The sequence below is a fragment of the Hydrogenophaga sp. genome, from assembly GCF_965657535.1.
GTDB lineage: Bacteria > Pseudomonadota > Gammaproteobacteria > Burkholderiales > Burkholderiaceae_C > Hydrogenophaga.
Genome location: NZ_CBFHOP010000004.1, coordinates 81839 through 106752, shown reverse-complemented (window position 1 = coordinate 106752; position 24914 = coordinate 81839). Strand labels below are relative to the sequence as shown.

Sequence of the window (24914 nt, the reverse complement as noted above, 5' to 3'; positions counted from 1 at the left end):
ACCATGGGCTGCATTCTCAAAGGTGGCGGTGGCCTGTACAGCCGCGTTTCAGTGGGTGCCATTTTGCTGGCCGCAGGCTCTGGCTCGCGCATGGGCAACCGGCCCAAGAGCCTGCTGGAACTGGGCGGTATTGCGCTGATCCGGCGCCAGATCATTGCGCTCTCGGGCGCGGGCGTGGACGAGTTGGTGGTGGTGCTCGGTCACCATGCCGAGCGCATCGCCCTGGCGGTGCAAGAGTTTCCCGTGACCGTGGTGCACAACCCCGACCCGGACGCCGGCCAAGTGTCTTCGCTGCGCACCGGCCTGCAGGCGCTCTCACCCAAGATCGACACGGTGCTGGTGGCGCTGGCCGACCAGCCGCTCATCAACTCGCAAGACATCAACGACCTGATCGGCGCCTACAAAAAACGCCCCGCCGGCACGCTGGTGGTGCAGCCCGAAGTGGACGGCCAACCCGGTAACCCAGTGATGTTCAGCGGCGAGGTGCGCGAGCAGATTTTGGCCGGCGAAGCCCGGCTGGGCTGCAAGCAGTGGCAGGCCGCGAACCCCGAGCAAGTGCACCGCTGGGCCAGCACCAACCAGCGCTACCGCACCGACGTGGACACGCCCGAAGACATCGAGGCGCTGGCCGCCAGGACGGGCCACCGCCTGCGCTGGCCCACAGACTTGCTAAGCGAAGCCTGAGCCAGGACCAACCATGGCACCCGATCCGCTCATGTCGCTCTGGTCCACGCCGCTGGGCGTGCACCGCTTCGCGCAGGCCGACGAAGTCAACAGCCTGTTGGTGCGGGTGTTCCAGTCGATGCGCGCCACCGACCCCGGCGCCAACCGCCAGGCCGCGTTTTACGCCAGCCGCGACGACCTGCTGCAGCGCGTCCGCCTGCCCGAGTGGGAGGCGCTGGTGGGCTTCATCGTGGACAGCGTACGCCAGACCGTGGTGCTGGCCAACCAGGGCGCCTGGCCCGAAGCCACGCCGGGCCTGCAGATAGCGCTGCGCGGCCTGTGGTTTCAAATCAGCAACCAGGGCAGCCACCACGACGTGCACACCCATGGCAACTGCTCGTGGTCGGGCGTGTACTGCGTGCAGGTGGACGCCGACGCGCTGCGCCGCACCCACCCTGTGCTGGGCGAGCGCAACGGCATCACCCGCTTTTACGGCCCGCACTTCAACCACCTGGGCGGTGCCCACATGGACTTTGGCAACGCCTACCTGCAGTCGGCCCACCTGGATGTGCCGCCCCTGCCGGGGCAGCTGGTGGTGTTCCCGTCGTGGCTGCCCCACCAGGCCATGCCCTACGCGGGCGCGGCCGACCGCATCATCGTGTCGTTCAACGCCAGCGTGCACGCCGCCAGCGGCAACGACCAGCTGCACGGCTACACCGCAACTTGAAATGAAACACCCCCGCAGCGCTGCGCGCTTGCCCCCAGGAGTCTGTCGGACCTGGATCGCCGATAGCGAAAATCGGCCCCAGCGAGGACCGTTTTCACTGGATTCGCAGGTCTATAGCCCCGCTATGGGTCAAGAAGACGGTGAAAAGTGGACCGCTGCGGTCGATTTGCAGCCGGCGACGTCCAAGTCCGTCAGGCTCCCGGGGGGCTGCACTGGCCGTCTGGCAGAGCCAGCCCGGCGGTGCCCTGGGCGGCGCGGTTTCACGCCTGGCGCATGGCGCTGCGGCGCCCTGAAAAACTGACATGGCCCGGTCCAGCGCACCCTACCTGGCCCAAGCGTTGGCGCGCTGGACCGTGCTGCTCATAGGCTGGGTGTGGCTGGGCCTGCAGGGCCAGCGGCTGGGCTGGTCGGTGGCCAGCGGCGTGCTGGCGGTGGCCCTGTGGTGGGCGTTGCGGCTGGTGTTCGCGCAAAGCCGCTTCATCAGGCACTTGCCGCCACACGCCCCGGTATTGCTGGGCGCCATCACGGCGGGCGGCGCGCTGGGTGTGGCGGGTTTGGCGGCCAGCACCACCGCGCACGCCCTGCTGCTGGCGCTGGCCTGCGTGTGGGCCTTGTGGTCTGCCGCGCTGGGGGCATCGAGTGGTCACGCCCGTTGCCCGGGCCACTGGGCTGGGTGGCCACCGCTGCTGGGTGCAGGACTCACTGGGCTGGCCATGGGCGCACCCGGTCTGTTGGCCACACTGGGCCTGCAACCCGCGCCGGGCACGGCCGCTGCCTGCGTGCTGCTGTTCGTTGCCGCGCTGCAACTGGGGGTTTCCAGCGCCCACAGTGTTGACCACCCCGCGCCGCAAACGGCCGCCGCCCTGCTGCCCCAGACCGCCATGGGCCTCATGATGGGCACGCTCTGGCTGGCCAGCGCCTGGTGCGCCACGGCCGCCCTGCCAGCCAGCACCGTGGTGGCGCTGCATGTGCTGCTCATGGCCGCGCTGCCTGGGCTGGCCCGGCTGCGGGCGCTGCCCCGCCAGCGACCACCCGCAGCGGCCCAAACCCTGCCGCTCTCCCTGGTGCTGCTTGGCACGGTCGTGTTGCTGTGGGGCAATGGCCCGGCCCACGGCTTCACCGGCATGGGCCTGCTGGCGCTGGCCTGGGCACTGCGTGGCGGGCGGTTTACTGCAACGACACCAACACACCCCCCATCGTGCTCTGCCTCTGCCCTGGCACGCCACTGTGCACCCCTGGGTGGCCCCGCACTGCTGCTGGCCGTGGGCTGGTTCAGCCCCACGCTGGGCCCGCAAGCCTTGCAAGCGGCTTATGGCCTGCTGGGCGCGTGCGCCCTGGTGGCCTTGCTGCACCAGGCGGTTCGCGCCTGGCGCGCGGGCCACACCCCGCTTTTTTCTACACCTTCCACCCAGAGAGACCCCGCATGAACAGCATGGACATTGATGTGATTCGCACCGCCCTCGACTGGCAGGGGCGCGGCCACCGCGTGGTGCTGGGCACGGTGGTGCGCACCTGGGGCTCGGCGCCGCGCCCGCCCGGCTCGCTCATGGTGATTCGCGACGACGGCCAGGTGGCTGGTTCGGTGTCGGGCGGCTGCATTGAAGACGACCTGATCGCTTGCGTGGGCCGGGGCGAGCTGGCGCTGCGCAAACCCGAGATCACCACCTACGGCGAAACCGCCGAAGAGGTGCGCCGCTTTGGCCTGCCCTGCGGGGGCACGGTGCAGATCGTGCTGGAGCCGCTGGGGCCGCAGTCACAACTGCGCGAACTGCTGGTAGCCATTGAAGGCCACCAACGCGTGCAGCGCCGCCTGGACATGCAAACCGGCCTGGTGCGCCTGACCCCTGCCACCGAAGGCGACCGCGTGGCGCTGGACGGCACCACCCTGAGCACCGTGCACGGGCCACGCCTGCGCCTGCTGATCATTGGCGGTGGCCAACTCTCGCGCTACCTGGCCAGCATGGCCGTGATGCTCGACTACCTGGTGACCGTGTGCGAGCCGCGCGAGGAATACCACGGCGGCTGGGACACCATGGCCGGCGTGACGCTGTCCACCGTAATGCCCGACGACCTGGTGCTGGCCATGAACCTGGACCACAACAGCGCGGTGGTGGCCGTCACCCACGACCCCAAGCTGGACGATCTGGCCTTGATGGAAGCGCTGCGCACGCCCGCGTTTTATGTGGGTGCACTAGGCTCGCAACAAAACAACGCCAAGCGCCGCGAACGCCTGCTCGAATTCGACGTGAGCCCCGACGAAGCCGCCCGCCTGCACGGCCCCGTGGGCCTGAATCTGGGCGCCCTGACACCCCCCGAAATTGCCCTAAGCATCGTGGCCGAAATGACCGCTCTGCGCCGCGGTATGGACCTGAGCGGAGCGCTGAGCAACTGGGAGGGATCGAAAACGGTTTGCAAGACCTGCTGAAGATGGGCGTAGCCATGTGCTTGACATGGTGACGTTAGCAAAACGAACAAAGACGAAGGGCCGCATATAGCGGCCCTTCCATTTGGTGCATCTTTCAGCTTGTTAGCGTCCAGAGCTCATATCCCAATCGTGTAACACCTAAATGTTATCACAATATGTTACAAACGTATTTCCAATTCAAGGGAGTACAAAAAATGTCAATGCGTATGCGCTATCGGCTCGCACTGGATTTGGGAAGCACATCTTTAGGCTGGGCCATGGTCCGTTTGAACGGCGACGGTGGGCCAATTGCGGTCATCAAGGCAGGTAGCCGCATCTTCAGCGACGGCCGCAACCCCAAAGACGGCTCGTCGCTGGCCGTCACCCGCCGCGAAGCCCGCGCCATGCGCCGCCGCCGCGACCGCCTGCTCAAGCGCAAGGCGCGCATGATGCGCACACTGATTGAACATGGCTTCTTTCCCGCCGACGACGCGGCGCGCAAGGCGCTGGAAACGATCAATCCTTACAGCCTGCGCGCCAAAGGGCTGGACGAAGCGCTCAAGCCAGAAGAATTCGCCCGCGCCCTCTTCCACATTAACCAGCGGCGCGGTTTCAAGAGCAACCGCAAGACCGACAAGAAAGACAACGACAGCGGAGCGCTGAAAACAGCCATCAAGCAGCTTCATGCGGCTATCGACACCTCGGGCGCCGACGGAAAGCCGCGAACCGTGGGCGAGTTTTTGCACCGCCGCGATCTGGCCGGGCAGACGGTGCGCGCCCGCTACCGCCAACAGCGGGTTGAAAAAGAGGACGGCAAGACCCGCATCGATAAGAGTTACGACCTCTATATCGACCGCGCCATGATCGAAGCCGAGTTTGATGCGCTGTGGGCTAAACAGGCCAACCTCAACCCACATCTGTTCAACGAGCGGGCTCTGGCGGAGTTAAAGGATTGCCTGCTTTTTCAACGCCCACTCACACCGGTCAAACCGGGCCGTTGCACCTTGTTGCCCGACGAAGCGCGCGCCCCGCTGGCCTTGCCCAGCCAACAGCGCTTTCGCATTTACCAAGAAGTCAACCACCTGTATGTGCTCCAACAGAGCTTGAAGGAACAACCTTTGACGCTGGAACAGCGCAACAGCCTGGTGGACGCGCTTGAGCGCAACGGTAAGCGCAGCTTTACCCAAATCAAGAAACTTTTAGGCCTGGGTGGCGCCGTTCAATTCAGCCTCGAAGACGCCAAACGGCAGGAACTGAAAGGCAATACCACTAGTGCCATATTGAGCAGGAAAGAGCACTTTGGCGAGGCATGGTTTAGTTTTTCGCCCGAGCAGCAAGATGCCATCGCCGCCCAACTGGTTTCGGAAGAAAACGAAACCCGCTTGGTTCGGTGGCTGATGGAGACAACCGCTGTTGAAGAGCCGCGAGCGGAAGCCATTGCCACCGCTGCTTTGCCCGAGGGCTACGGAAGTTTGAGCGCCCAAGCGCTGACGCGCATTCTTCCCGAACTGCGGCGCGACGTGATCACCTACGACAAGGCCGTGCTGGCAGCGGGGTTCGACCACCACAGCCACATCAGCCACGCCGCTACCGGCGAAATCTTGCCATCCCTGCCCTATTACGGCGAATACCTTCAGCGCCATGTCGGTTTTGGATCGGGCAAGCTCAGCGACACGCCTGAAAAACGCTTCGGCAAGATTGCAAATCCCACGGTCCACATTGGCTTGAACCAAGTCCGCGTGGTGGTCAACGCGCTGATCAAGCGCTATGGCCACCCATCTGAGGTGATCGTGGAGGTAGCGCGAGACCTAAAACAGAGCCAGGAACAGCGCAAGGAAGACAACGAGCGCCAAGCCAAGAATCAGCGCCGCAACGAACGCCTTCGCGCGGAAGCAGCAGCCATCTTGCAGACGGTGCCCGAGCGGGTGCGCCACGCCGACCTACAGAAACTCATCCTCTGGGAAGAGTTGAGCTTCGACCCGGCTGACCGACGCTGTCCGTACAGCGGCGTACAAATCAGCGCGCACATGGTGCTCAGCGATCAGGTGGAGATTGAACACATCCTGCCATTCTCCAAAACCCTGGATGACAGCCTGAACAACAAGACGGTCGCTATGCGCCAAGCCAACCGGATCAAAGGCAACCGCACGCCCTGGGAGGCTCGCGACGATTTCGAGGCCCAGGGCTGGCCCGTGGCCGCCATGCTGAACCGCGCTGAACAGATGCCGAAAAACAAGCGCTATCGGTTCGGCGAAGAGGGCTACCAGAAGTGGCTCAAGGAAGACAAGGACTTTCTGGCACGAGCTCTCAACGACACCCGCCACCTGAGCCGCGTGGCGCGCGAATACCTGAGCCTCATCTGTCCGCAGGCCACGCGCGTCATACCGGGCCAAATGACGGCCATGCTGCGCGCCAAGTTTGGGCTGAATAAAATCCTGGGACTGGACGGCGAAAAGAACCGCAACGACCACCGCCACCATGCGGTGGACGCCTGCGTGATCGCAGTGACCGATCAGGGGATGTTGCAGCGCTTTGCACAAGCCAGCGCCAGCACCCGCGAAAAGCAACTCAATCGCTTGGTCGAGGACATGCCACCACCGTGGGGAAACAACGAGGAAAAACATTACCTGCGGTCCGTAAAACGCGCGATAGATGCCATCTGGGTCAGCCACAAGCCGGACCATGGGTACGAAGGCGCCATGCACAACGACACGGCCTACGCCCTTCTGGGCAACGGCATGGTGAGTGTGCGAAAAACCGTGGATGGTGTGCGCCAAAAGGAAACGGCTGCGCTCAAAGTGATCGAGTTCACCAATGCGAAAGCCACTGCCCGACACGGCGCGCTTCCAGACGGCTCGCCGCGCCCTTACAAAGGCTACAAAGGCGATAGCAACTACTGCATCGAGATCGTTCGGAATGAGAAGGGGAAATGGGAAGGCGAGGTTATTTCGACGTTTGAGGCTTATCAGTTGGTGCGACAACACGGGTTGGCACGCTTGCGTCATCCGTCGTTGAGCCTGAGCGGGAAGCCGTTGGTGATGCGGTTGATCAACGACGATATCGTCAGGCTTGTGCTCGACGACGAGCCGAAGACACTGCGAGTGGCAAAGATAGCGGGTAACGGGCAGGTCTTCATGGCGCCACACAACGAAGCAAACGTTGACGCACGAAACCGAGATAAAAGCGACCATTTTCAATACGTTTCAAAGATGGCAGGCTCCTTTCAAAAAGCACAAACCCGTCGCATATCAGTTACTCCGATAGGGGAGCTCTGCGACCCCGGTTTCAAGGAGTAATCCAGATGATCGGCCGCATCGTTGAGGTGGCCGACGACCGACGCCACCTGTTCATGCACCGGGGTTTCATGGTGGTGCAAGGCACTGAGGGTGAGCGCAAGGAACTGGGCCAGGTGCCGCTGGACGACATTGCCGCCGTCATTGCCAACGCGCATGGCCTGAGTTACACCAACAACCTGCTGGTGGCGCTGGCCGAGCGCGGCGCGCCGTTTGTGCTGTGCGCAGCCAACCACAACGCGGTGGGCATGTTGCTTCCCATAGAGGGCAACTTCGAACAATCGCACCGCATCGAGGCGCAAATCGCGGCCAGCCAGCCCACCCACAAACGCTTGTGGGCGGCTATCGTCAGGTCCAAACTCGAACAACAGGCCGCTGCGCTCGAAGCCGCGGGCGCGCCAACGGCGCCGCTCACGGCCTTGGCGTCCAAAGTCAAAAGTGGCGATCCCGAAAACCTGGAGGCCCAGGGTGCAAGGCGTTACTGGACCCTGCTGTTCGGCACCGAATTTCGCCGCGACCAGAACGCTCCCGGCACCAATGCCTTGCTGAACTACGGCTACACCGTTTTGCGCGCGGCCACCGCCCGCGCCATTGTCGCCGCCGGCCTACACCCGAGCATTGGCCTGCACCACAGCCACGACAACAACGCGATGCGCTTGGTGGACGATGTTATGGAGCCGTTTAGACCCGTCATAGACCTCAAGGTCTGGCAGCTCAAACGCAACAACGAAGACCACGTGAACCCCGACACCAAGCGGGCGATGGTGCGCACGCTGTATGACGACATGCAAAGCGATGCCGGGGCGACGCCCGTCATGGTGTGCGTGCAGAATCTGGCCACCTCTTTGGCACAGGTTTACATAGGACAGCGCGAGAAACTCGACCTGCCATTGCCCGGGCTGCCGCTGGCGCTGGCAGCCGCCTTGCGCGACGAATGACGCGATGGGGCACACACCATGCTCACGGGGTACCGGCTGATGTGGATGGTGGTGATGTTTGACCTGCCGGTGGTGGAAAAGGCCGAGCGCAAGGCTGCCACAGATTTCCGAAACAGCCTGCTGGACCTGGGTTTCGACATGAGCCAGTTCAGCGTGTACATGCGGTTCTGCACCAGCCCAGCTCAGGTAGACACCTACTGCAAAAGGGTGGAGGCGGCGCTTCCCGAAGGCGGTAAAGTCAACATCCTGCAGTTCACCGACAAACAGTACGAACGCATCGTCAGCTTCCACGGCCAGGCCAAGCAACCTGCGAAAAAAGCACCCGACCAGTTCGACCTTTTCTGACTTTAGCGATGGTTTTACAACGCCTAGAAACGAAAAACCCCTTGACGAATCAAGGGGTTATCGAAGCTCTAGTCTAGACGATTGGGATATGAGCTCTGGCCGGAACGCCGGGCGCTGGTTGAGCAGCGGCGTTTCGAGTCTAGACGATTGGGATATGAGCTCTGGCCGGAACACGGCACCTGTAGCAATGGATGCGACTACCAGTCTAGACGATTGGGATATGAGCTCTGGCCGGAACTGTTTGCTGTGGACAGCCTGCAGCGCTCCGAGTCTAGACGATTGGGATATGAGCTCTGGCCGGAACTAGGACATGGGGCGCCCTCCTTACAGGCGAAGTCTAGACGATTGGGATATGAGCTCTGGCCGGAACTACATGGCCTTCGACCCGATACCGGGCGTGAGTCTAGACGATTGGGATATGAGCTCTGGCCGGAACCACCACATCGACGGCCTCAAACGACTTGATAGTCTAGACGATTGGGATATGAGCTCTGGCCGGAACTCAGGAGCGCAAAGACACACGACGCCACGAAGTCTAGACGATTGGGATATGAGCTCTGGCCGGAACCACGCAATGACAAAGGAGTGACCCCGTACCAGTCTAGACGATTGGGATATGAGCTCTGGCCGGAACTCGAATACGCTGATGGCGCCGCCATTGTATAGTCTAGACGATTGGGATATGAGCTCTGGCCGGAACTGCATGGCCACCGCTCCGACGTGGTCGAGGAGTCTAGACGATTGGGATATGAGCTCTGGCCGGAACTATCGAACTGTTGGGCAACCTCGCCCGCGCAGTCTAGACGATTGGGATATGAGCTCTGGCCGGAACATCTCGGCCATGCTGCTGGACCCCCCTCCAAGTCTAGACGATTGGGATATGAGCTCTGGCCGGAACACCATTTGGGGCGGTACTTTGCAGCAATGGAGTCTAGACGATTGGGATATGAGCTCTGGCCGGAACAGGGCAGACCGCCAGGGCGGGCGCAATGCATCGCTACGCTGGCATTACGCCCGCCCTGGCGGTCTGCCCCGCGCGCGCCGCGCGACTGTTTATCAAAATCGAAAGCAAGATCAGATCGGCCGCTTGATTGCATCAATATCGCAAACGATTTTTTGCGACCCAATACGCTCAAACAATGTGGTTTTCGTGATGCTGGTTAATGGGATCAAAACACCCAATCCGCCCGCACCGCCTGCCCCACGCGCAGCACCAGGCCGTCGCCTTGCAGCACGATGGCGTTCATGCCGAAGGTGACAGCGCCGTTCAGCCGGGCGTCTTGCCGGTAGCCCTGCAGGGTGTCGCCCACTTCGGATGACGATGCGGCAGTGGCGGGGTCGATGTTGGGTATGGGGCAGCGCGCGCAGGGTTTCACGGTTTCAACCACGGCCTCGCCTTCGGGCGTGGCGATGTGCATTGGCCCCAGGCGGTCTTCGTCGTGCGCTTCCACACCGGCCAAGACGATGTTGGGGCGAAAGCGCTGCATGCTCACCGGCGCGTGGGCGCCGGCAGCCAGGCGCGCATTGAGTTCGTCGAGCGACGCGGTGCTGGCCACCAGCAGGCCAAAACCGTCGGCAAACTGGGTGTGGGCTTCGCGCCCGCCGGTCCATTTCGGGCTGCAGGGGCGGCGCACGTCGGGGTCAAAGCGGGCCAGACGCAAGCGCTTCAGGTCGGCGGGGGCGTCGGGCCCCAAAAAGTCGCTGAACCATTGCGCGGCCACGTCGCCCATGTCGTAGGCGTCCACCGTGTCGTCCCACACGCGCACGCGCAGCGGTGCCTCGGCCGCGTCCAGCGCCAGATGCAGCGCCAGCATGCCGGGGGCGCGCAGCACCAACTGGCCCATTTTGAAAGCGGGCTGGATCAGCGCCATGCGAGGCAGCTCGCGCTGGGTGACGAACTCGCCCTCGCTGTCGACCACCATCCAGGTGCGGTCGTAGGCCAGGCCGGTGGGGGTCAGTTCCGCTTCGGGCAAGGCCACGCCTGCGCACGATTTGACCGGGTACACCCAGAGCTGGTCGATGGTGGCTTGCACGTCTTGAGGGGCTGGGGATGGGCTCATGGTGACTCCGGACAAACGGTCGGCGGGCACGCCGCACGGCTGCGCAGTGGGTGCCGTGGGGTCGTCGAAATGGGCAAAACCCCGGATTGTGCCCTGCTCCTAAAATCAGCCCATGTCTTCATCCCCTTCCGGTTCTTCAGCCCGCCGCCGTTTTGACGTCACCATCCGCGGTGGCGGCGTGGTGGGCCAGACCCTGGCCTTGCTGCTGGCGCGCGAGCGCCTGCGTGTGGCGCTGGTCAGCCCGGTGCCCCAGGCCAGCGGCACCGACGTGCGCGCCTATGCGCTGAACGCCGCGTCGCGCGATCTGCTGCAGTCGGTGAGGGCCTGGCCCGACGCTGCGGCGGCCAGCACCGATGCACCCGCCACCACCCCGGTGAGCGCCATGCAGGTGTGGGGCGACGACGGTGGCGAGGTGCAGTTTTCAGCCGGCGGCCTGGGGGCTGACGCGCTGACCTGGATCGTGGACGTGCCGGCGCTGGAGCGCCGCCTGGCCGACGCGGTGGGTTTTCAAAGCGGCATTGAACGCTTTACCGAAGCACCGCCTGCCGCGCTGACGGTGGTGTGCGAAGGCAAGCGCAGCCGCACCCGCGACGAACTGGGGCTGGAATTTGATGTGCGCCCCTACCCGCACAAAGCGCTGGCCGCCCGGCTGACCTGCGCGCAACCGCACGGCGGCGTGGCGCGGCAGTGGTTTCAAAACGGCGAGATCATGGCGCTGCTGCCCCTGGGCGGCGCCCAAGGGAACTCTGTGGCGCTGGTGTGGTCACTCCCCACGCAGCAGGCCGAGGCCTGGCTGGACGCACCCGCCGAGGCCCTGGCCGAAGCGGTGCAAACGCGTTGCGCTTCGGTGCTGGGGGCCATGCAACTGCAAGGCCCGGCGCAGGCCTGGCCGCTGGAGCTGTCTCGCGCGCGCCGCTGGATCGCCCGCATGCGCCCTGAACTGGGCGGTGGCGGTGTGGCCCTGGCGGGTGACGCAGCCCATGCCATGCACCCGCTGGCCGGGCAGGGACTCAACGTGGGCCTGGCCGATGTGGCCGAGCTGGCGCGGGTGCTGCACGCGCGCGAATACTGGCGCGAGCTGGGCGACCTGAAGCTGCTGCGGCGCTACGAGCGCGCGCGGCAAGCCGACGTGGCCGCCATGGGCTGGGTGACCGACGGGCTGTTTGGCCTGTTTTCCCACGCTGACAGCCGCATTCAAGCTTTGCGCAATTGGGGCATGAAGGGGTTTGAACGCAGCGGTGCGCTCAAGTCCTGGATCGCCCGACAGGCTTCCGGCATCAGCGGCTGACACCGTTTTTTTAATTCCTCTTACTGGCCACTACCCGGGCACCGCCATGAAACCCATCAAACTCCTCTTGCTCACCCTGCTGGCCACCCTGTCCATGGGCGCCATCGCCCAGGAAGCTGCCATTCGCAAAAACCTGGCTGAGCGCCTGCCCAACCTACCGAAGATTGACGAAGTGACCAAGACGCCGATGCCCGGCCTGTACGAGGTGCGCGTCAACCACAGCGAGATTTTCTACACCGACGAGCAGGGCAACTTCCTGATCCAAGGCTCGATGATCGATACCAAGGCACGGGTTGACCTGACCGAACAGCGGCTGGAAAAGCTCACCGCCATTGCCTACAAAGACCTGCCGCTCAAAGACGCCTTCACCATCGTGCGGGGCAACGGCAAGCGCAAGATGGCCGTGTTTGAAGACCCCAACTGCGGCTACTGCAAGCGCTTTGAACGCGATCTGGTGAAGATCGACAACGTGACGGTGCACGTGTTCCTCTACCCCATCCTCAGCGCCGACTCGGGTGAAAAGTCGCGCAACATCTGGTGCGCCAAAGACAAAGGCAAAGCCTTCCTCGACTGGATGGTGCGCGACGTGACGCCCCCGGCCGCCAGCTGCGACGCCGCTGCAGTGGCCCGCAACGTCGAATTTGGCAAAAAGGCCCGCATCACCGGCACACCCACCATCATCTTTGCCGACGGCTCGCGCGTGCCCGGCGCCATTGACGCGGCCCGCATCGAAAAATTCCTGACCGAAGCCAAGCCCTGAAGCACCGCGCAACCGAGCCCAAGTACCCCCCATGACCGCCGCCACCGCCCAACCCGTGCTGCACGACCCCAACGACACCGCCCTGGCCCGCACCCTGGGGCACGCCGGGCTCATTCCCTTTGTGCTGCTGGCCGCCCTGCTCTGGCTGGTGAACACCGAACTGCAAGCCTGGGTGGCCATTGCGCTGGCCGGTTACGCGGCACTCATCGCGTCGTTCATGGGCGGTGTGCACTGGGGCATTGCCTGGCTGGCCGCCCGCCACGGCGCAGCACACGGTGAAGCACCCCACCACGCCCAGCGCAACCACCTGCTCTGGGGCGTGGTGCCGTCTCTGCTGGCCTGGCCGGGGCTGCTCATGCCGCCGTTTGCCGGCCTGGCCTGGCTCGGTTTTGTGTTGGTGCTGTGTTACCTGGCCGACCGCACGCTCTATGTGCACGCCGGCCTGCAACACTGGCTCACGCTGCGCTTTCGCCTGTCCACTGTGGCCGCACTAAGCTGCTTTGTGGGCGCAGGCGCCCTATGAGCACCGCTCGCACCGCCAGCGCCAAGGCAACCGCCCGCCGCCCCAGCCGCAGCGTTCCCGCGCCAGCAGGGCTGCACTACGCCGTATCGGTACACAGCGCACAGGCCCACCTGTTTGCCGTCACGCTGCGCATTGATCAGCCCGCCAAAAACCAGCGCGTGAGCCTGCCGGTGTGGATTCCCGGCAGCTACCTGGTGCGCGAGTTTTCTCAACACCTGCAAGGCCTGAGCGCCACTCAGGGCGGCCAGCCGGTGGCACTCAAGCAGCTCGACAAACACCGCTGGCAAGCCGCTGCGCTGCCCGGCCAGCCGCTGGAGTTGCAGTACGCCGTGTACGCACTCGATGCCTCGGTGCGCACCGCTTTTCTGGACACCACACGCGGTTTTTTCAACCCCACCAGCCTGTGCCTGCAGGTGCTCGGCCAAGAACACCAGCCGCACGCGCTGGAACTCGTGTCCAACCCGGCCACCGCAGGCTGGCAAGTGGCCACCGGCCTGACGCCCCACAGCGTGGACAGCGACGGCTTTGGCCACTACCGTGCCCAACACTACGACGAGCTGGCGGACTGCCCGGTCGAAATGGGCCGTTTCTGGAGCGGCAGCTTCACCGCAGGCGGCGTGCCGCACCGCTTCGTGGTCAGCGGCGCGGGCGCCTGGTTCGACGGCGAGCGCCTGCTGGACGACACCCGCCGCATTTGCGAAGAACAAATCGCGTTTTGGCACGGCGATGAAGCGCCGCCTTTTGAGCGTTATGTGTTCATGATGCACGCCAGCGCCGATGGCTACGGCGGCTTGGAACACCGCAATTCCACCGCGCTCATTTGCCAGCGCGCCGACCTGCCGCGCCTGAACACATCAACCGCCAAACCCGCTGCACTCAAAGCCACCGACGGCTACACCACCCTACTCGGACTGATCAGCCACGAGTACTTTCACACCTGGAACGTGAAACGCTTGCGCCCGGCCGAGTTCGCGCGCTACGACTACACCCAAGAAAACTACACCGAACTGCTGTGGTTTTTTGAAGGCTTCACCAGCTACTACGACGACCTGCTGCTGCGCCGTGCGGGCCTCATTGACGACGCCACCTACCTGCAATTGCTGGCCAAAACCATCAACCAAGTGCTGCAGACGCCCGGGCGCCACCTGCAAAGCGTGGCGCAGGCCAGTTTTGACGCCTGGGTGAAGTACTACCGCATCAACGAAAACACGCCCAACGCCACGGTAAGCTACTACACCAAGGGCTCGCTGGTGGCCCTGTGCCTGGACCTGACCTTGCGCACCGAAGGCCACACCACGCTGGACGCGGTGATGCGCGAACTGTGGCAGCGCTGCAAGGGTGGCCCCATGCGCGAGGCCGACCTGCTGCGCGCGCTGAAAAAGCTGGGCAAGCGCCCGTTTGACGCCGAGCTGGCCCAGTGGGTACACAGCGCCGACGACCTGCCCACCAGCGACCTGCTGCAAAACCAGGGCGCCAAGCTGCACCACGACAAAGCACCGCTGGCCCAGCAACTGGGCTTGCGCGTGAGCGAGTCGAGCGGCCTCACCATCAAAACCGTGCTGCGCGGCGGGGCCGCAGAAGCGGCCGGCCTGGCCGCGGGCGACGAATGGCTGGGGGTGGAAATGCCTGCCGCCAAACGCGGTGCACCCGCTGAGGCCTGGCGCATCCACAAGCTCGACGAACTGCTGATGCTGCGCGGACAGCGCACCCAGCTGGTGGTCCTGGTGGCGCGCGACAAACGCCTGCTGCGCTGCACGCTGAACTGGCCCACCGAAAACCAAACCGTGCGCCTGACCGTGGCCGACGCGCCCAGACTGGGAAACTGGCTGGGCTCACCCGGTCCTGTCGCTCGGCCATACAGCCAAGCCTGATGCGCCAATTTTTGGTTTGGCTTTCACGGGCGGGTGAATGAATGCGGACAACGGCCTAACCTGCCGCTTCTTGTTCAAATCCACTTGAAGGCAGACGCCAAAAACCGGCGCACGAACGGCGGTACTTCACCCGCAGAGAACCACCGCGTGGCCAACGAAGACCGCGCGCGAACCACCGCTTTTTCATGGCTGAACGCCTTGAAACCAAAATGCCCGTGCGCATGGCCCAAGCCAGAGTTTTTGACACCGCCAAAAGGCAGCCGGCCGTGCAAAAAATGCACCAGCGCATGGTTCACGCAAGCGCCACCCGATGCCGTCTGCTGCAGCACGCGTTGAATGTTTTCACCGGTGGTGCTGTAGATGTACAGAGCCAACGGATGGGGCCCCGCGTTGATCTTGGCGATCACGTCATCGATGTTCGTGAACACCACCACGGGCAACAGCGGGCCGAAGATTTCTTCTTGCATGATGCGCGCATGCTCGGGAATGTTTTCGAGCAACGTGGGCGCCACAAAACAGTCGGCTTCGGCCACACCGCCACCAGCCAGCACACGGGCGCCCAGTGCCACGGCTTCGTCCATCAGCCCCTTGACGCGGGCGGTATGGCGGGCGTTGACCATGTGCGCAAGGTGCGGGCTTTTCTGCTGCTCCTCAAAGGTCTTTCCATAGGCTTTTTCAAGTATCGCGCGGCAACTGTTGACCCACTCGTCCTTCACACGTTCATGCACATAGACATGATCGGGCGCAATGCAGGTCTGGCCCGCGTTGGCCAACTTGGCCCACATGATGTTTTGCGCAGCCTGAGGGATGTTGGCGCTGGCGTCGACCACGGTTGGGCTCTTGCCGCCCAGCTCCAGTGTCACGCTGGTCAAATGTTTCGCAGCAGCGGCCATCACCACCTTGCCAATGGCGGGGCTACCGGTGAAGAAGATGTGATCAAACGGCAGGTTCAACAACGCTTGCGCCACGTCCGCTTCGCCCTCAACCAGGGCAACCTCGTTTGCAGGAAATGTTTCGCGCACAATTTTTGACATCAGCGCCGACAAATGAGGCGTCATCTCGGACGGCTTGATGATGGCCGTGTTGCCCGCTGCGATGGCTGAAATCAACGGCCCAAAGGTGAGGTTCACCGGGTAGTTCCAGGGCGAAATAATGAGGCAGCGGCCCCGTGGCATGTATTGCACCTGCGCGCTCGTGCCTGCCGTGAGCAGGGTGGGCCACACGCTTGTGGGCTTCATCCATTTCTTCAGGTGCGCCATGGCATCGTTGGCTTCAGCACAGACTGGCAAAATTTCCGCCAGATCCACCTCGCCTTTGGGTTTTTTGAAATCGGCGTAGGCGGCTGCGTACAGGGCCTCGGTATGCGCCAATACCGCGTCACGCAACCGCCTGATTTTTGCAACTCTTTCCTCAGCGCTGGAAACCCGCAAATGCAAGGCCGTGGCCGCCTGGCCGTCAAAAATGCGGTGAATCGTTGACGTGGTCGCCTGAGAGGTTGATGCAACGTTGGACATGGTTCGCCTTGTGGGTAGGGTGTGGGTCGACAAAAAGCCTGGGGCCGAAACCCTGCCCTCAAAAACACTCTGGACGCGCCAACCTCCCTGCGTTGAACGTGCCCTGTGTCAGGGGCGAGAACGGCTTCACGGGCATTCAAGCACAACACCAGCCGATCGCGCGCAGCAGGGTCGCTCAGAAGGCCCTTGGAGCCTGCGCGGCAGAAGGCATGCGAGCGAACCGGGTGGGAAAAGCGTTCCATCGGGCCCTGCTTTTGAGGACGTTGGCCCTTGCCACAGCCGGAAAAACCGGGGCGAAGTGGGACTTTTTTCCATCCGTTGCAGCCAGTGCGCTTCTGCCGCGCAGGCTCCTGGGGCACCCGATGCGCCACCTTGGCGGGGACAAACCCTTGGCGAAAAATGGTCGGTTCAGCGCGGGCGCAAGTCCACCACGCGCTTGGCCTTGCCCTGGCTGCGTTCCACGCCCCCTTCTGGCTTGAGCGTCACTTCTACGCTGCTGCCCACAAACACCTTCACCTCGTGTTGCAGCAGCTTGGCGGCAGCCCGCGCTTCAATGCTCTCGGGCGCCAAACCGGGGCGCGTTTCCACCACCACGGTGAGGTTGTCCATGGGGCCTTCGCGGCTCAGCACACACTGGTAGTGCGCGCTCAGCTCGGGGCGCTTCAAAATGAGTTCTTCAATCTGGGTCGGGAACACGTTCACACCGCGCACGATCATCATGTCGTCGCTGCGGCCGGTGATCTTTTCCATGCGGCGCATGGTGCGCGCCGTGCCGGGCAGCAGGCGGGTCAGGTCGCGCGTGCGGTAGCGGATGATGGGCAGCGCTTCTTTGGTCAGGCTGGTGAACACCAGCTCACCCATTTCACCGTCGGCCACCGGTTCCCCGGTTTCGGGGTTGATGATTTCGGGGTAAAAGTGGTCTTCCCAGATGGTGGGACCGTCTTTGGTTTCCACGCATTCACTGGCCACGCCGGGGCCCATCACCTCGGACAGACCGTAAATGTCCACCGCGTCCATGCCCATGCGCTGCTCGATGGCCAGGCGCATGTCGTTGGTCCAGGGCTCCGCGCCGAAAATGCCCAGGCGCAGACTGCTCTGGCGCGGGTCCAGGCCCAGGCGCTCGAACTCGTCGGCAATGGCCAGCATGTAACTCGGCGTCACCATGATGATGGTGGGCTTGAAGTCCTGCATCAGCTGCACCTGGCGCTCGGTCTGACCGCCACCGAACGGCACCACCGTGAGGCCAAGTTTTTCTGCGCCGTAGTGCGCACCCAGGCCGCCGGTGAACAGGCCGTAGCCATAGCTCACGTGCACCATGTCACCCGGCCGGGCGCCGCCCGCGCGGATGGAACGCGCCACCACGGTGGCCCAGGTGTCGATGTCTTTGAGCGTGTAGCCCACCACGGTGGGCTTGCCGGTGGTGCCGCTGGACGCATGGATGCGCGCGCACTGCTCACGTGGCACCGCAAACATGCCAAACGGGTAGCTATCGCGCAGGTCGTGCTTCGTGGTGAACGGAAATTTGCCCAGATCGGCCAGGCTGCGGCAGTCGTCCGGGTGCACACCAGCGGCGTCAAACTTGGCGCGGTACACCGGCGAGTTTTGGTAGGCGTGGCGCAGCGTGGCTTGCAGCCGTTTGAGCTGCAGGCCACGCAGTTCGTCGATACTGGCTTTTTCAATGGGCTCGAGTGGCAAGTGGCTCATGCGGGCACCTCTTCAGGAAAAACTTGGCCAGGGATCACCGCGCTCTTGCCACGGAACATCGCGATCACTTCGCCCTTCTGGTTGCTGACCTTCATGTCGTAAATGCCATGGCGGCCCTGCAGCACCTGCTCCACGCCTTCGCAGGTCAGCACATCGCCGTCCTGCCCAGGCTTGAGAAATTCGATGCTGCAGCCTGCGGCCACCGCGTTCTTGTTGTAGCTGTTGCAGGCGTAGGCAAAGGTGGTGTCGGCCAGGGTGAAGATGAAGCCACCGTGGCAAATTTTGTGGCCGTTCAGGTGCAGTGGCTTCACCACCATGCGCAGCACGGCGCGCCCGGGCGCTACGCTCACGATTTCAATGCCCATGGTTTCGCGGGCCGCCACATCGGCCGCAAACATGGCTTCACCGACCTTCACGGCCCGTTCTTGCGGCGTCATCTCATTCCCCCTTGAAGTGCGCCGGGCGCTTCTGCCGGAAGGCCATCACGCCTTCGATGTAGTCGTGCGTGCGGCCCAGCGCCGACTGCGTGTCGCGCTCCACGTCCAGTTGCTCGTTGAGCGTGCGCGTTCCCGCGTCGCGCAGCAAAGCGCGGGTGGCCACCAGCGCCTGCGTGGGCAGGGTGGCCAGTTTCTCGGCCATGGCCAAAGCAGCCGCCAGTGGGTCGTCTTGCACGTCCCAGATCATTCCCCATTCTTTGGCTTGCGCGGCGGGCAGCTTGTCGCCCGTCATGGCCAGCGCCATGGCGCGCGCCAGGCCCAACCGCTCCACCAGAAACCAGCTGCCGCCCGCGTCGGGAATGAGGCCGATCTTGCTGAACGCCTGAATGAAGCTGGCGCCTGGGGCGGCGATGGCGATGTCGCACGTCATGGCCAGCGAGGCACCGGCGCCTGCGGCCACGCCGTTCACGGCCGCCACCACCGGCATGCGCAGCGACTGGATGCGCCGCGCCGTGGGGTTGAAGGCCTGGTCGATCACCGGACCGGGGTCGGCGCGCTGCACCAGGTCGGGGCCGGGCTCGAAGTCGAATTCGGCCAGATCGGCCCCGGCGCAAAAGCCACGCCCCGCGCCCGTGAGCACCAGCGCGCGGATGGTTTTGTCGGCCTCGGCGCGGTCCAGCGCGGCCCACAGATCGCGGTGCATCTGGCGCGTGAAGCTGTTCAGGGCTTCGGGGCGGTTCAGGGTGAGCAGGGCCACGGCCCCACGCGTTTCATAGAGCACGGTAGCGCCTGCGGCGGGGGCATTCATGGGTGGGGGTCTCCTCGGGCCGCCGTGGTGCGGCACTGGTGGTGGTTGGTTTTTTGCCAATTTACCATTAACCGACCGATGAGTCGGTTAATGTTTTCCCTTGGTTGGCCACGACCACCCAGACCTCTCGGTCCGGCTATAGTTGACGTGTACGTCAACCACAGCACCACCCATCAAAGGACATCCATGAGCGAAACCACCACCCCCGAACTGATCCAGGTGCGCACGGAAGGCCGCGTCGGCATCGTCACCCTGAACCGGCCCAAGCAGCTCAACGCGCTCAACGATCAGCTGATGAACGAACTGGGCGCGGCGCTGAAAGCGTTTGATCTGGACGACAGCATTGGCTGCATGATCGTCACCGGCAGTGAAAAGGCGTTCGCAGCCGGCGCCGACATTGGCGCCATGGCCACCTACACCTTTGCCGATGTGTACAAGGGCGACTACATCACCCGCAACTGGGAAACCATTCGCGGCATCCGCAAGCCGGTGATTGCGGCCGTGAGCGGCTTTGCCCTGGGCGGCGGCTGCGAGCTGGCCATGATGTGCGACTTCATCATCGCCGCCGACAACGCCAAGTTCGGCCAGCCCGAGATCAAACTCGGCATCATTCCCGGCGCCGGCGGCACGCAGCGCCTGCCGCGCGCGGTGGGCAAGTCCAAGGCAATGGACATGGCTCTGACCGGCCGCATGGTGGACGCCACAGAGGCCGAACGCGCCGGGCTGGTGAGCCGCGTGGTGCCACTGGACAAGCTGATGGACGAGGCCCTGGGTGCGGCGCTCATGATTTGCGAGTTTTCGCTGCCCAGCGTGATGGCGGCCAAAGAATGCGTGAACCGCGCTTTTGAAAGCGGCCTGGCCGATGGCGTGATGTTTGAACGCCGGCTGTTCCACGGTCTGTTTGCCACCGAAGACCAGAAGGAAGGCATGGACGCCTTCGTGAACAAGCGAAAGCCGGCGTTCAAACACGCCTGAGCCCTATGCCGTGGCCCGACACAGCACAATGCTGCCTGAAAAATCGGGCAAAAAAGTCGCTATAATTCTGCCTGCTTCGGCGATATAGCTCAGTTGGTTAGAGCGCAGCATTCATAATGCTGATGTCGGTGGTTCAAGTCCACCTATCGCCACCAAAATTAAAAAGCGGACTCTGGCAACAGGGTCCGCTTTTTTGTTTTTTGCTTTCGTTGTTGCCTCTCGCTTCTCATCCAGCCGCATGGCCATCAAATCCACCATCTTCAAGGCGAATCTGCAGATTGCAGACATCGACCACGGTTATTACGCTGACCACGCGCTCACGCTGGCTCGCCACCCGAGCGAAAACGACGAACGCATGATGGTGCGCCTGGTGGCGCTGGCGCTGCATGCGCACGCACTGCAAGACACCTGCCGCGGCGACGGCACACTGGCGTTTGGCGCCGGGCTGTCCGACCCGGACGACCCGGACGTCTCGCTCACCGACTACACCGGGCGCAAACGCCTGTGGATCGAGGTCGGTCAGCCCGAAGACAAACCCCTGGCCAAAGCCTGCAGCAAGGCCGACGCCGTGGTGCTTTACGCCTTTGGCTCGGCGGCCGACGTGTGGTGGCGCAGCATGGAAAGCAAGCTCACACGCCTGGACCGGCTGCAGGTGTGGCGCCTGCCCACCGAGGTGGCGCCCGCGCTGGCGGGTATGGCCGAGCGCAGCATGCAGCTGCAGGCCACCGTGCAAGAAGGCGCGCTCACCCTCTCCAGCACGCTGGGCAGCGTGCACATTGAGCCAGTTCGCTGGAAATAAGCCGCGTTGGGCGCTATGCGCCGTGTTTGCCGGCGTTCCAGCCCTGAGCGCCCAGCGCATCCTGGGCCAGTGCGGTGGGCACCGCTTCCAGCGGCGTGGCCATGGTGTCGTTCCAGCGGTTGAGAAACGCGAACATGGCCACCACGCCCAGCAACTCCACAATTTCGCCGTCGTTCCAGTGCTGTTGCAGCTCGACAAACTGGGCGTCGGTCACGGCGTTGGGCTGTGAGGACGCGGCCAGGGCAAAGTCCAGCGCCAGGCGCTCTTTGGCGCTGTAGTGCGGGCTGCTGGCATAGGTCCACACGTCGGCCAGCTTGGCGTCGCTGACGCCGAAATTTTTGGCTCCCAGCAGCGTGTGCGCCTGGCAATACAGGCAGCCCGAGACCTTGCTCACCACATGCCCAACCAGGCGGCGAAAGCCCAGGTCCACCTCGCCGTCGGGGTCCATCACGGCGGCGTTCATCACCGCCAGCGCCTGGGCCAGCTTGGGCTTGCGCTGCATGGTGAGCACGCTGTTTGGCGTGAAACCAAGCGTGCCCAGAAAAAAGTCGAAATGGGGTTTGAGCTCGGGCGTGGTGCTTGGCGGCAGGGGTTGCAGGCGGGCCATGGTGTCTCCGGTTTGTGGCAAGTTGGCCGGATTGTCGCGCGCCGGCGTGCCCGCGTTTTCAAAACAACGAAGCTTGGCCTGGGTTGTCCGGTGGGCCAGACCGGGCACGCGCTGGGGCGCTGCGTTTTCGTGAGCCGTGCTTTTCCACAATCGCGGCTTTGGCCGCCCGCACCTCGGGCTGGGCGCGGCGCGCATGCAGCCGGGCCTTGGCTTCGCGGGTGGCGGCCTCCAGCTCCACCAGCGGCATGGCAATGTCCACCCCCACCTGCACACCACAGCGCGCCTGCACGTCGGGCGGCATGCGCCAGGGCTCAAACAGCCAGGCGTCGGGCACGCGGCGCATGGCCGGCAGCCAGTGGCGCACAAAGTGGCCGTGGGGGTCGTGGTCGCGCGCCTGTTTGAGCGGGTTGTAAACCCGGGTGGTGTTGATGCCGGTGGTGCCGCTTTGCATCTGCAGCTGGCTCCAGTGGATGCCGGGTTCGTAGTCGAGAAACTGGCGCGCCAGCCACAAGCCCACCGGGCGCCAGTGCAGCCACAGCGGGTAGGCCGCCACCGACACCAGCATGGCGCGCATGCGGAAGTTGAGCCAGCCGGTTTCGCGCAGCATGGCCACACAGGCGTCCACCATGGGCCAGCCGGTGCGGCCTTGCATCAGGGCGTCCAGATGCTCGGGGTGGGCGGCTTCGTCGCGCAGGCCGTCGTAGCCCCGGTGCAGGTTGCGCCATTCCAGCTCGGGTTCGTCTTCCAGTTTTTGAATGAAGTGGCAATGCCACACCAGGCGGCTCATGAAGGCGCTCAGACCCTGGCGCTGGCGGGCGGCTTCGGGGGGCAGCTGGGCCAGCTGGTGCTGGGTGGCTTGCACCACCTCGCGCAGGCTCAGGCAGCCCAGCGCCAGGTACGGCGACAAGCGCGAGCAGGCGCTGGGCGCCCGCAGCGGCGACGAAATGCCGCCCCGGTACTGGGCGCTGCGCTCACCCAAAAAGGCGTGCAGCACGGCCTGCGCTTCAGCCCGCCCGCCGCGCTGGCGGTGGGGCGGGTCGGCGCCCGGCAAACCCAACTGGTCGGCGCGGGGCATGGCGGGTTCGCGCCAGGGCAGCGGCACGGGCTGCAGCGCTTCGGGCGTGGGCAGCATGGGCGCGCGGGTGTGCGCGGCCCACTGGCTTTGCCAGCGCTGGCGGCTGGGCAAGCGGCGCACCACGCCAAACTGCGGCGTCTCAACCCACGCCACACCCTGGGCTCGGCACCAGCGGCCCACCGCCTGGTCACGCCTGTAGGTGGCGGCGTTGCCGGTTTCTTCGTGGGCGTAAAGGGCATCAAACGGCGCCAGCGCCATCAGGCGCGACAACACATCGGTGACCTCGCCCGTCACCACATGCAGCCGTGCGCCCAGGGCTTTCAGATCGGCATGCAAGTCCAGCAGGCTCTCGCGCAAAAAATGCAGGTGCTGTGTGGCGGCGTCGGGCTCGGCCCACAGGCTCGGCTCCACCACATACAGGCACAGCACCGGCCCGCGCGCGGCGGCCTGCTGCAGCGCGGCGTGGTCGTGCACGCGCAGGTCGCGCTTGAACCAGACCACACTGTAAGCCATGGCGGTGCGCGGTCAGCCGCCTTTGGCGCCGTGGTCCACCCAGATCAGCGCCCGGGTGTCCACACCCACGCGAGCGGCTTGCTCCAGCAGCTGAGCGCGCACATCGGCGGGCAGCGTCTTGTCACGCGCCAAAATCCACAGGTAGCCGGTGTCGGGCCCGATCACCATGGCCCAGCGGTAGTCCGGGTCAAGCGCGATGACGTGGTAACCGCCGTAAAACGGCCCAAAGAACGACACCTTGAGCGAACCGGTGTTGCGGTCGCCCGTGAACACGGCCCGGCCCACCGCCTCGCTCCACGCACCTTGGGCGGCGTTGTAACCCCGGTTGGTCACCGACACGCTACCGTCAGGCTGCAGCGCGTACGTGGCGCTGACCTGGCTCAGGCCGCGCTCAAAACGGTGGTCCAGCCGAGCGATTTCAAACCACTGACCCATGTAGCGCGCAGCGTCAAACGGGCTGACCACGGCCACGCCAGGCGGCGGCGCGGTGGCACAGGCGCCCAGCCCCAGCAACAGCCCAAGCGACAGCACGGCCAACCCCAGACGACGCGAACAACGGGACATTGCAAGACGAAACATGTGAGAACTCCTGAAAAACCACCGGTGAGGGAACATGGAACAAATGCATTTTGTCCTGGACAAAATGGATTGTGCGCCCTATATTGAAACGCTGCAGCGGGTCACCATTGCCCGGTTTTAACGAGCGCGCCCCATGAACCTCTTCAACGTCTGGCCCGGATTTCAGCAAACCCCTGCGGGACTGGAGCGCGTGGTTTTGCGCAAGCTGCCCCGTGTTTTGTGGCTGGGCAGTGCGCTGCCCGCGCTGGTGGCACTGCTGGCGCGCGGATTCCCCTGGAGCGGCAGCGACGTGGACGTGGCCACCCACATCCAGACCATCGACATTCTGGCCATTGGCGTGGTGGTGCTGCACTGGACCCTGGTGCTCACCGTGGCCATTGGTGCGTTCATTGTGATGGTGATGAAGGGCCCGGCCTATGTGGCCGATGCGTATCCGCTGGAGCACGCCGACCACCCGGCGCCAGACTCACGGCCAGAAGCCGCACCCGACAGGCGCTGAACCGGGGGTCGTGAGACAATGCGGGCCGCCGCCCGGGCCCGCCCGGCGGCGAACCGCCTGCCTTTCACAGCCTCTGGATGGACACCATGAACCGCTGCTTTTCCCCTCAAGCCGCTGGGCGCCGCGCCGCCGCGCTGGCCCTGTGCATACTGGCCCTGAGCTTCTGGCCTGCCGCGCAGGCCCAGACCCAGTCGCGCAACTTCCCCGCCGCCGCCCTTCGTGGCACCTTGGTGGTGGTGCAACCCCCTGTCATCAGCCTGGACGGCAAGCCCGCGCGGCTTTCGCCTGGTGCTCGCATCCGCAGCAACACCAACATGCTGGTGATGTCGGGCGCGCTGGTGAACCAGGAACTGACGGTGAACTACCTGCTGGAACCCAACGGCATGGTGCACGAGGCCTGGATCCTCACGCCCGCCGAGGCCGCTGAAAAGCGCCCGCGCGCACAACCCTGATTTTCCCCAACCACACAGGCCCCATTCAGCACACGCCTTGGAACCGGCTTCGCCGGACCACAGGCGTGGTCCCCCTTCCA

23 protein-coding genes, 1 tRNA gene and 1 CRISPR repeat array are annotated in these 24914 nt (G+C 64.3%); of the genes, 16 read left to right on the top strand and 8 right to left on the bottom strand.

Annotated features, from left to right (window positions below):
* Positions 1 to 3 precede the first annotated feature (3 nt).
* The 7 genes from ACTG4K_RS08080 to cas2 all read left to right on the top strand — a co-directional run bounded on the left by ACTG4K_RS08080 (position 4) and on the right by cas2 (position 8370).
* Complete coding sequence (locus tag ACTG4K_RS08080; RefSeq protein WP_439113686.1) at positions 4 to 684, top strand: nucleotidyltransferase family protein; 681 nt, start codon at positions 4 to 6, stop codon at positions 682 to 684.
* A 13-nt stretch (positions 685 to 697) separates the two neighbouring features.
* Positions 698 to 1390: a TIGR02466 family protein gene (locus ACTG4K_RS08075; protein ID WP_439113685.1), complete on the top strand. Its 693-nt coding sequence runs from the start codon at positions 698 to 700 to the stop codon at positions 1388 to 1390.
* 302 nt (positions 1391 to 1692) lie between these two features.
* On the top strand, positions 1693 to 2817 hold the full coding sequence (locus ACTG4K_RS08070) for a hypothetical protein (protein ID WP_439113684.1): 1125 nt from the start codon (positions 1693 to 1695) through the stop codon (positions 2815 to 2817).
* Positions 2814 to 3815, top strand: a complete 1002-nt coding sequence (locus tag ACTG4K_RS08065; RefSeq protein ID WP_439113683.1) for an XdhC family protein — start codon at positions 2814 to 2816, stop codon at positions 3813 to 3815. The genes ACTG4K_RS08070 and ACTG4K_RS08065 overlap by 4 nt, the downstream gene beginning before the upstream one ends.
* Before the next feature lie 194 nt (positions 3816 to 4009).
* Entirely contained in the window at positions 4010 to 7090 is a 3081-nt protein-coding gene (gene cas9 / locus ACTG4K_RS08060; RefSeq protein ID WP_439113682.1) for a type II CRISPR RNA-guided endonuclease Cas9, read from the top strand.
* A 5-nt stretch (positions 7091 to 7095) separates the two neighbouring features.
* Positions 7096 to 8025: a type II CRISPR-associated endonuclease Cas1 gene (cas1, locus tag ACTG4K_RS08055; protein ID WP_439113681.1), complete on the top strand. Its 930-nt coding sequence runs from the start codon at positions 7096 to 7098 to the stop codon at positions 8023 to 8025.
* 18 nt (positions 8026 to 8043) lie between these two features.
* Entirely contained in the window at positions 8044 to 8370 is a 327-nt protein-coding gene (gene cas2, locus ACTG4K_RS08050) for a CRISPR-associated endonuclease Cas2 (protein WP_439113680.1), read from the top strand.
* 70 nt (positions 8371 to 8440) lie between these two features.
* Positions 8441 to 9334: direct repeats of the CRISPR family, unit length 36 nt; unit sequence AGTCTAGACGATTGGGATATGAGCTCTGGCCGGAAC.
* Positions 9335 to 9539: 205 nt separating this feature from the next.
* Here cas2 and ACTG4K_RS08045 read toward each other — a convergent pair.
* A complete protein-coding gene (locus tag ACTG4K_RS08045; RefSeq protein WP_439113679.1) occupies positions 9540 to 10430 on the bottom strand; it encodes an MOSC domain-containing protein in 891 nt (296 codons plus the stop codon).
* Between the two features lie 112 nt (positions 10431 to 10542).
* On the opposite strand from ACTG4K_RS08045, the gene ACTG4K_RS08040 reads away from it, so the two are divergent.
* The 4 genes from ACTG4K_RS08040 to ACTG4K_RS08025 are packed head-to-tail and all read left to right on the top strand — an operon-like array spanning position 10543 to position 14872.
* Positions 10543 to 11718, top strand: coding sequence for an FAD-dependent monooxygenase (locus tag ACTG4K_RS08040; protein WP_439113678.1), 1176 nt, complete (start codon positions 10543 to 10545; stop codon positions 11716 to 11718).
* Between the two features lie 46 nt (positions 11719 to 11764).
* Positions 11765 to 12478, top strand: coding sequence for a DsbC family protein (locus ACTG4K_RS08035; protein ID WP_439113677.1), 714 nt, complete (start codon positions 11765 to 11767; stop codon positions 12476 to 12478).
* Between the two features lie 31 nt (positions 12479 to 12509).
* Entirely contained in the window at positions 12510 to 13001 is a 492-nt protein-coding gene (locus ACTG4K_RS08030) for a DUF3429 domain-containing protein (protein WP_439113676.1), read from the top strand.
* Complete coding sequence (locus ACTG4K_RS08025; RefSeq protein WP_439113675.1) at positions 12998 to 14872, top strand: M61 family metallopeptidase; 1875 nt, start codon at positions 12998 to 13000, stop codon at positions 14870 to 14872. Before ACTG4K_RS08030 ends, ACTG4K_RS08025 begins: the two co-directional genes overlap by 4 nt.
* A 74-nt stretch (positions 14873 to 14946) precedes the next feature.
* Here the strand turns inward: ACTG4K_RS08025 and ACTG4K_RS08020 are convergent, their stop codons facing one another.
* The 4 genes from ACTG4K_RS08020 to ACTG4K_RS08005 form a co-directional block, all read right to left on the bottom strand.
* Positions 14947 to 16386, bottom strand: coding sequence for an aldehyde dehydrogenase family protein (locus tag ACTG4K_RS08020; RefSeq protein ID WP_439113674.1), 1440 nt, complete (start codon positions 16384 to 16386; stop codon positions 14947 to 14949).
* A 408-nt stretch (positions 16387 to 16794) separates the two neighbouring features.
* A complete protein-coding gene (gene paaK, locus ACTG4K_RS08015) occupies positions 16795 to 18090 on the bottom strand; it encodes a phenylacetate--CoA ligase PaaK (RefSeq protein ID WP_439113673.1) in 1296 nt (431 codons plus the stop codon).
* Positions 18087 to 18527, bottom strand: a complete 441-nt coding sequence (paaI, locus tag ACTG4K_RS08010) for a hydroxyphenylacetyl-CoA thioesterase PaaI (RefSeq protein WP_439113672.1) — start codon at positions 18525 to 18527, stop codon at positions 18087 to 18089. Before paaI ends, paaK begins: the two co-directional genes overlap by 4 nt.
* 1 nt (position 18528) lies before the next feature.
* Positions 18529 to 19335 (bottom strand): enoyl-CoA hydratase-related protein, encoded by an 807-nt coding sequence (locus ACTG4K_RS08005; protein WP_439113671.1) that lies wholly within the window; start codon positions 19333 to 19335, stop codon positions 18529 to 18531.
* 186 nt (positions 19336 to 19521) lie between these two features.
* Between ACTG4K_RS08005 and ACTG4K_RS08000 the strand changes: the two genes are divergently transcribed.
* The 3 genes from ACTG4K_RS08000 to ACTG4K_RS07990 all read left to right on the top strand — a co-directional run bounded on the left by ACTG4K_RS08000 (position 19522) and on the right by ACTG4K_RS07990 (position 21109).
* Positions 19522 to 20310, top strand: a complete 789-nt coding sequence (locus tag ACTG4K_RS08000) for an enoyl-CoA hydratase (protein ID WP_439113670.1) — start codon at positions 19522 to 19524, stop codon at positions 20308 to 20310.
* Positions 20311 to 20388: 78 nt separating this feature from the next.
* Positions 20389 to 20465, top strand: a tRNA-Met gene (locus tag ACTG4K_RS07995).
* An 83-nt stretch (positions 20466 to 20548) separates the two neighbouring features.
* A complete protein-coding gene (locus tag ACTG4K_RS07990; RefSeq protein WP_439113669.1) occupies positions 20549 to 21109 on the top strand; it encodes a YaeQ family protein in 561 nt (186 codons plus the stop codon).
* 13 nt (positions 21110 to 21122) lie between these two features.
* Here the strand turns inward: ACTG4K_RS07990 and ACTG4K_RS07985 are convergent, their stop codons facing one another.
* Genes ACTG4K_RS07985 through ACTG4K_RS07975 form a run of 3 tightly spaced genes read right to left on the bottom strand, consistent with a single transcriptional unit; the run spans position 21123 to position 23883 of the window.
* Positions 21123 to 21716, bottom strand: a complete 594-nt coding sequence (locus ACTG4K_RS07985; protein WP_439113668.1) for a carboxymuconolactone decarboxylase family protein — start codon at positions 21714 to 21716, stop codon at positions 21123 to 21125.
* Positions 21717 to 21774: 58 nt separating this feature from the next.
* The gene (locus tag ACTG4K_RS07980) at positions 21775 to 23304 is read right to left on the bottom strand and encodes an FAD-binding domain-containing protein (protein ID WP_439113667.1); all 1530 of its coding nucleotides are present in this window, start codon (positions 23302 to 23304) and stop codon (positions 21775 to 21777) included.
* 12 nt (positions 23305 to 23316) lie between these two features.
* Positions 23317 to 23883: a lipocalin family protein gene (locus ACTG4K_RS07975; RefSeq protein WP_439113666.1), complete on the bottom strand. Its 567-nt coding sequence runs from the start codon at positions 23881 to 23883 to the stop codon at positions 23317 to 23319.
* Between the two features lie 133 nt (positions 23884 to 24016).
* Between ACTG4K_RS07975 and ACTG4K_RS07970 the strand changes: the two genes are divergently transcribed.
* Both ACTG4K_RS07970 and ACTG4K_RS07965 read left to right on the top strand, forming a co-directional pair.
* Positions 24017 to 24382, top strand: coding sequence for a hypothetical protein (locus ACTG4K_RS07970; RefSeq protein ID WP_439113665.1), 366 nt, complete (start codon positions 24017 to 24019; stop codon positions 24380 to 24382).
* Between the two features lie 86 nt (positions 24383 to 24468).
* Complete coding sequence (locus ACTG4K_RS07965; protein WP_439113664.1) at positions 24469 to 24834, top strand: hypothetical protein; 366 nt, start codon at positions 24469 to 24471, stop codon at positions 24832 to 24834.
* Positions 24835 to 24914 lie beyond the last annotated feature (80 nt).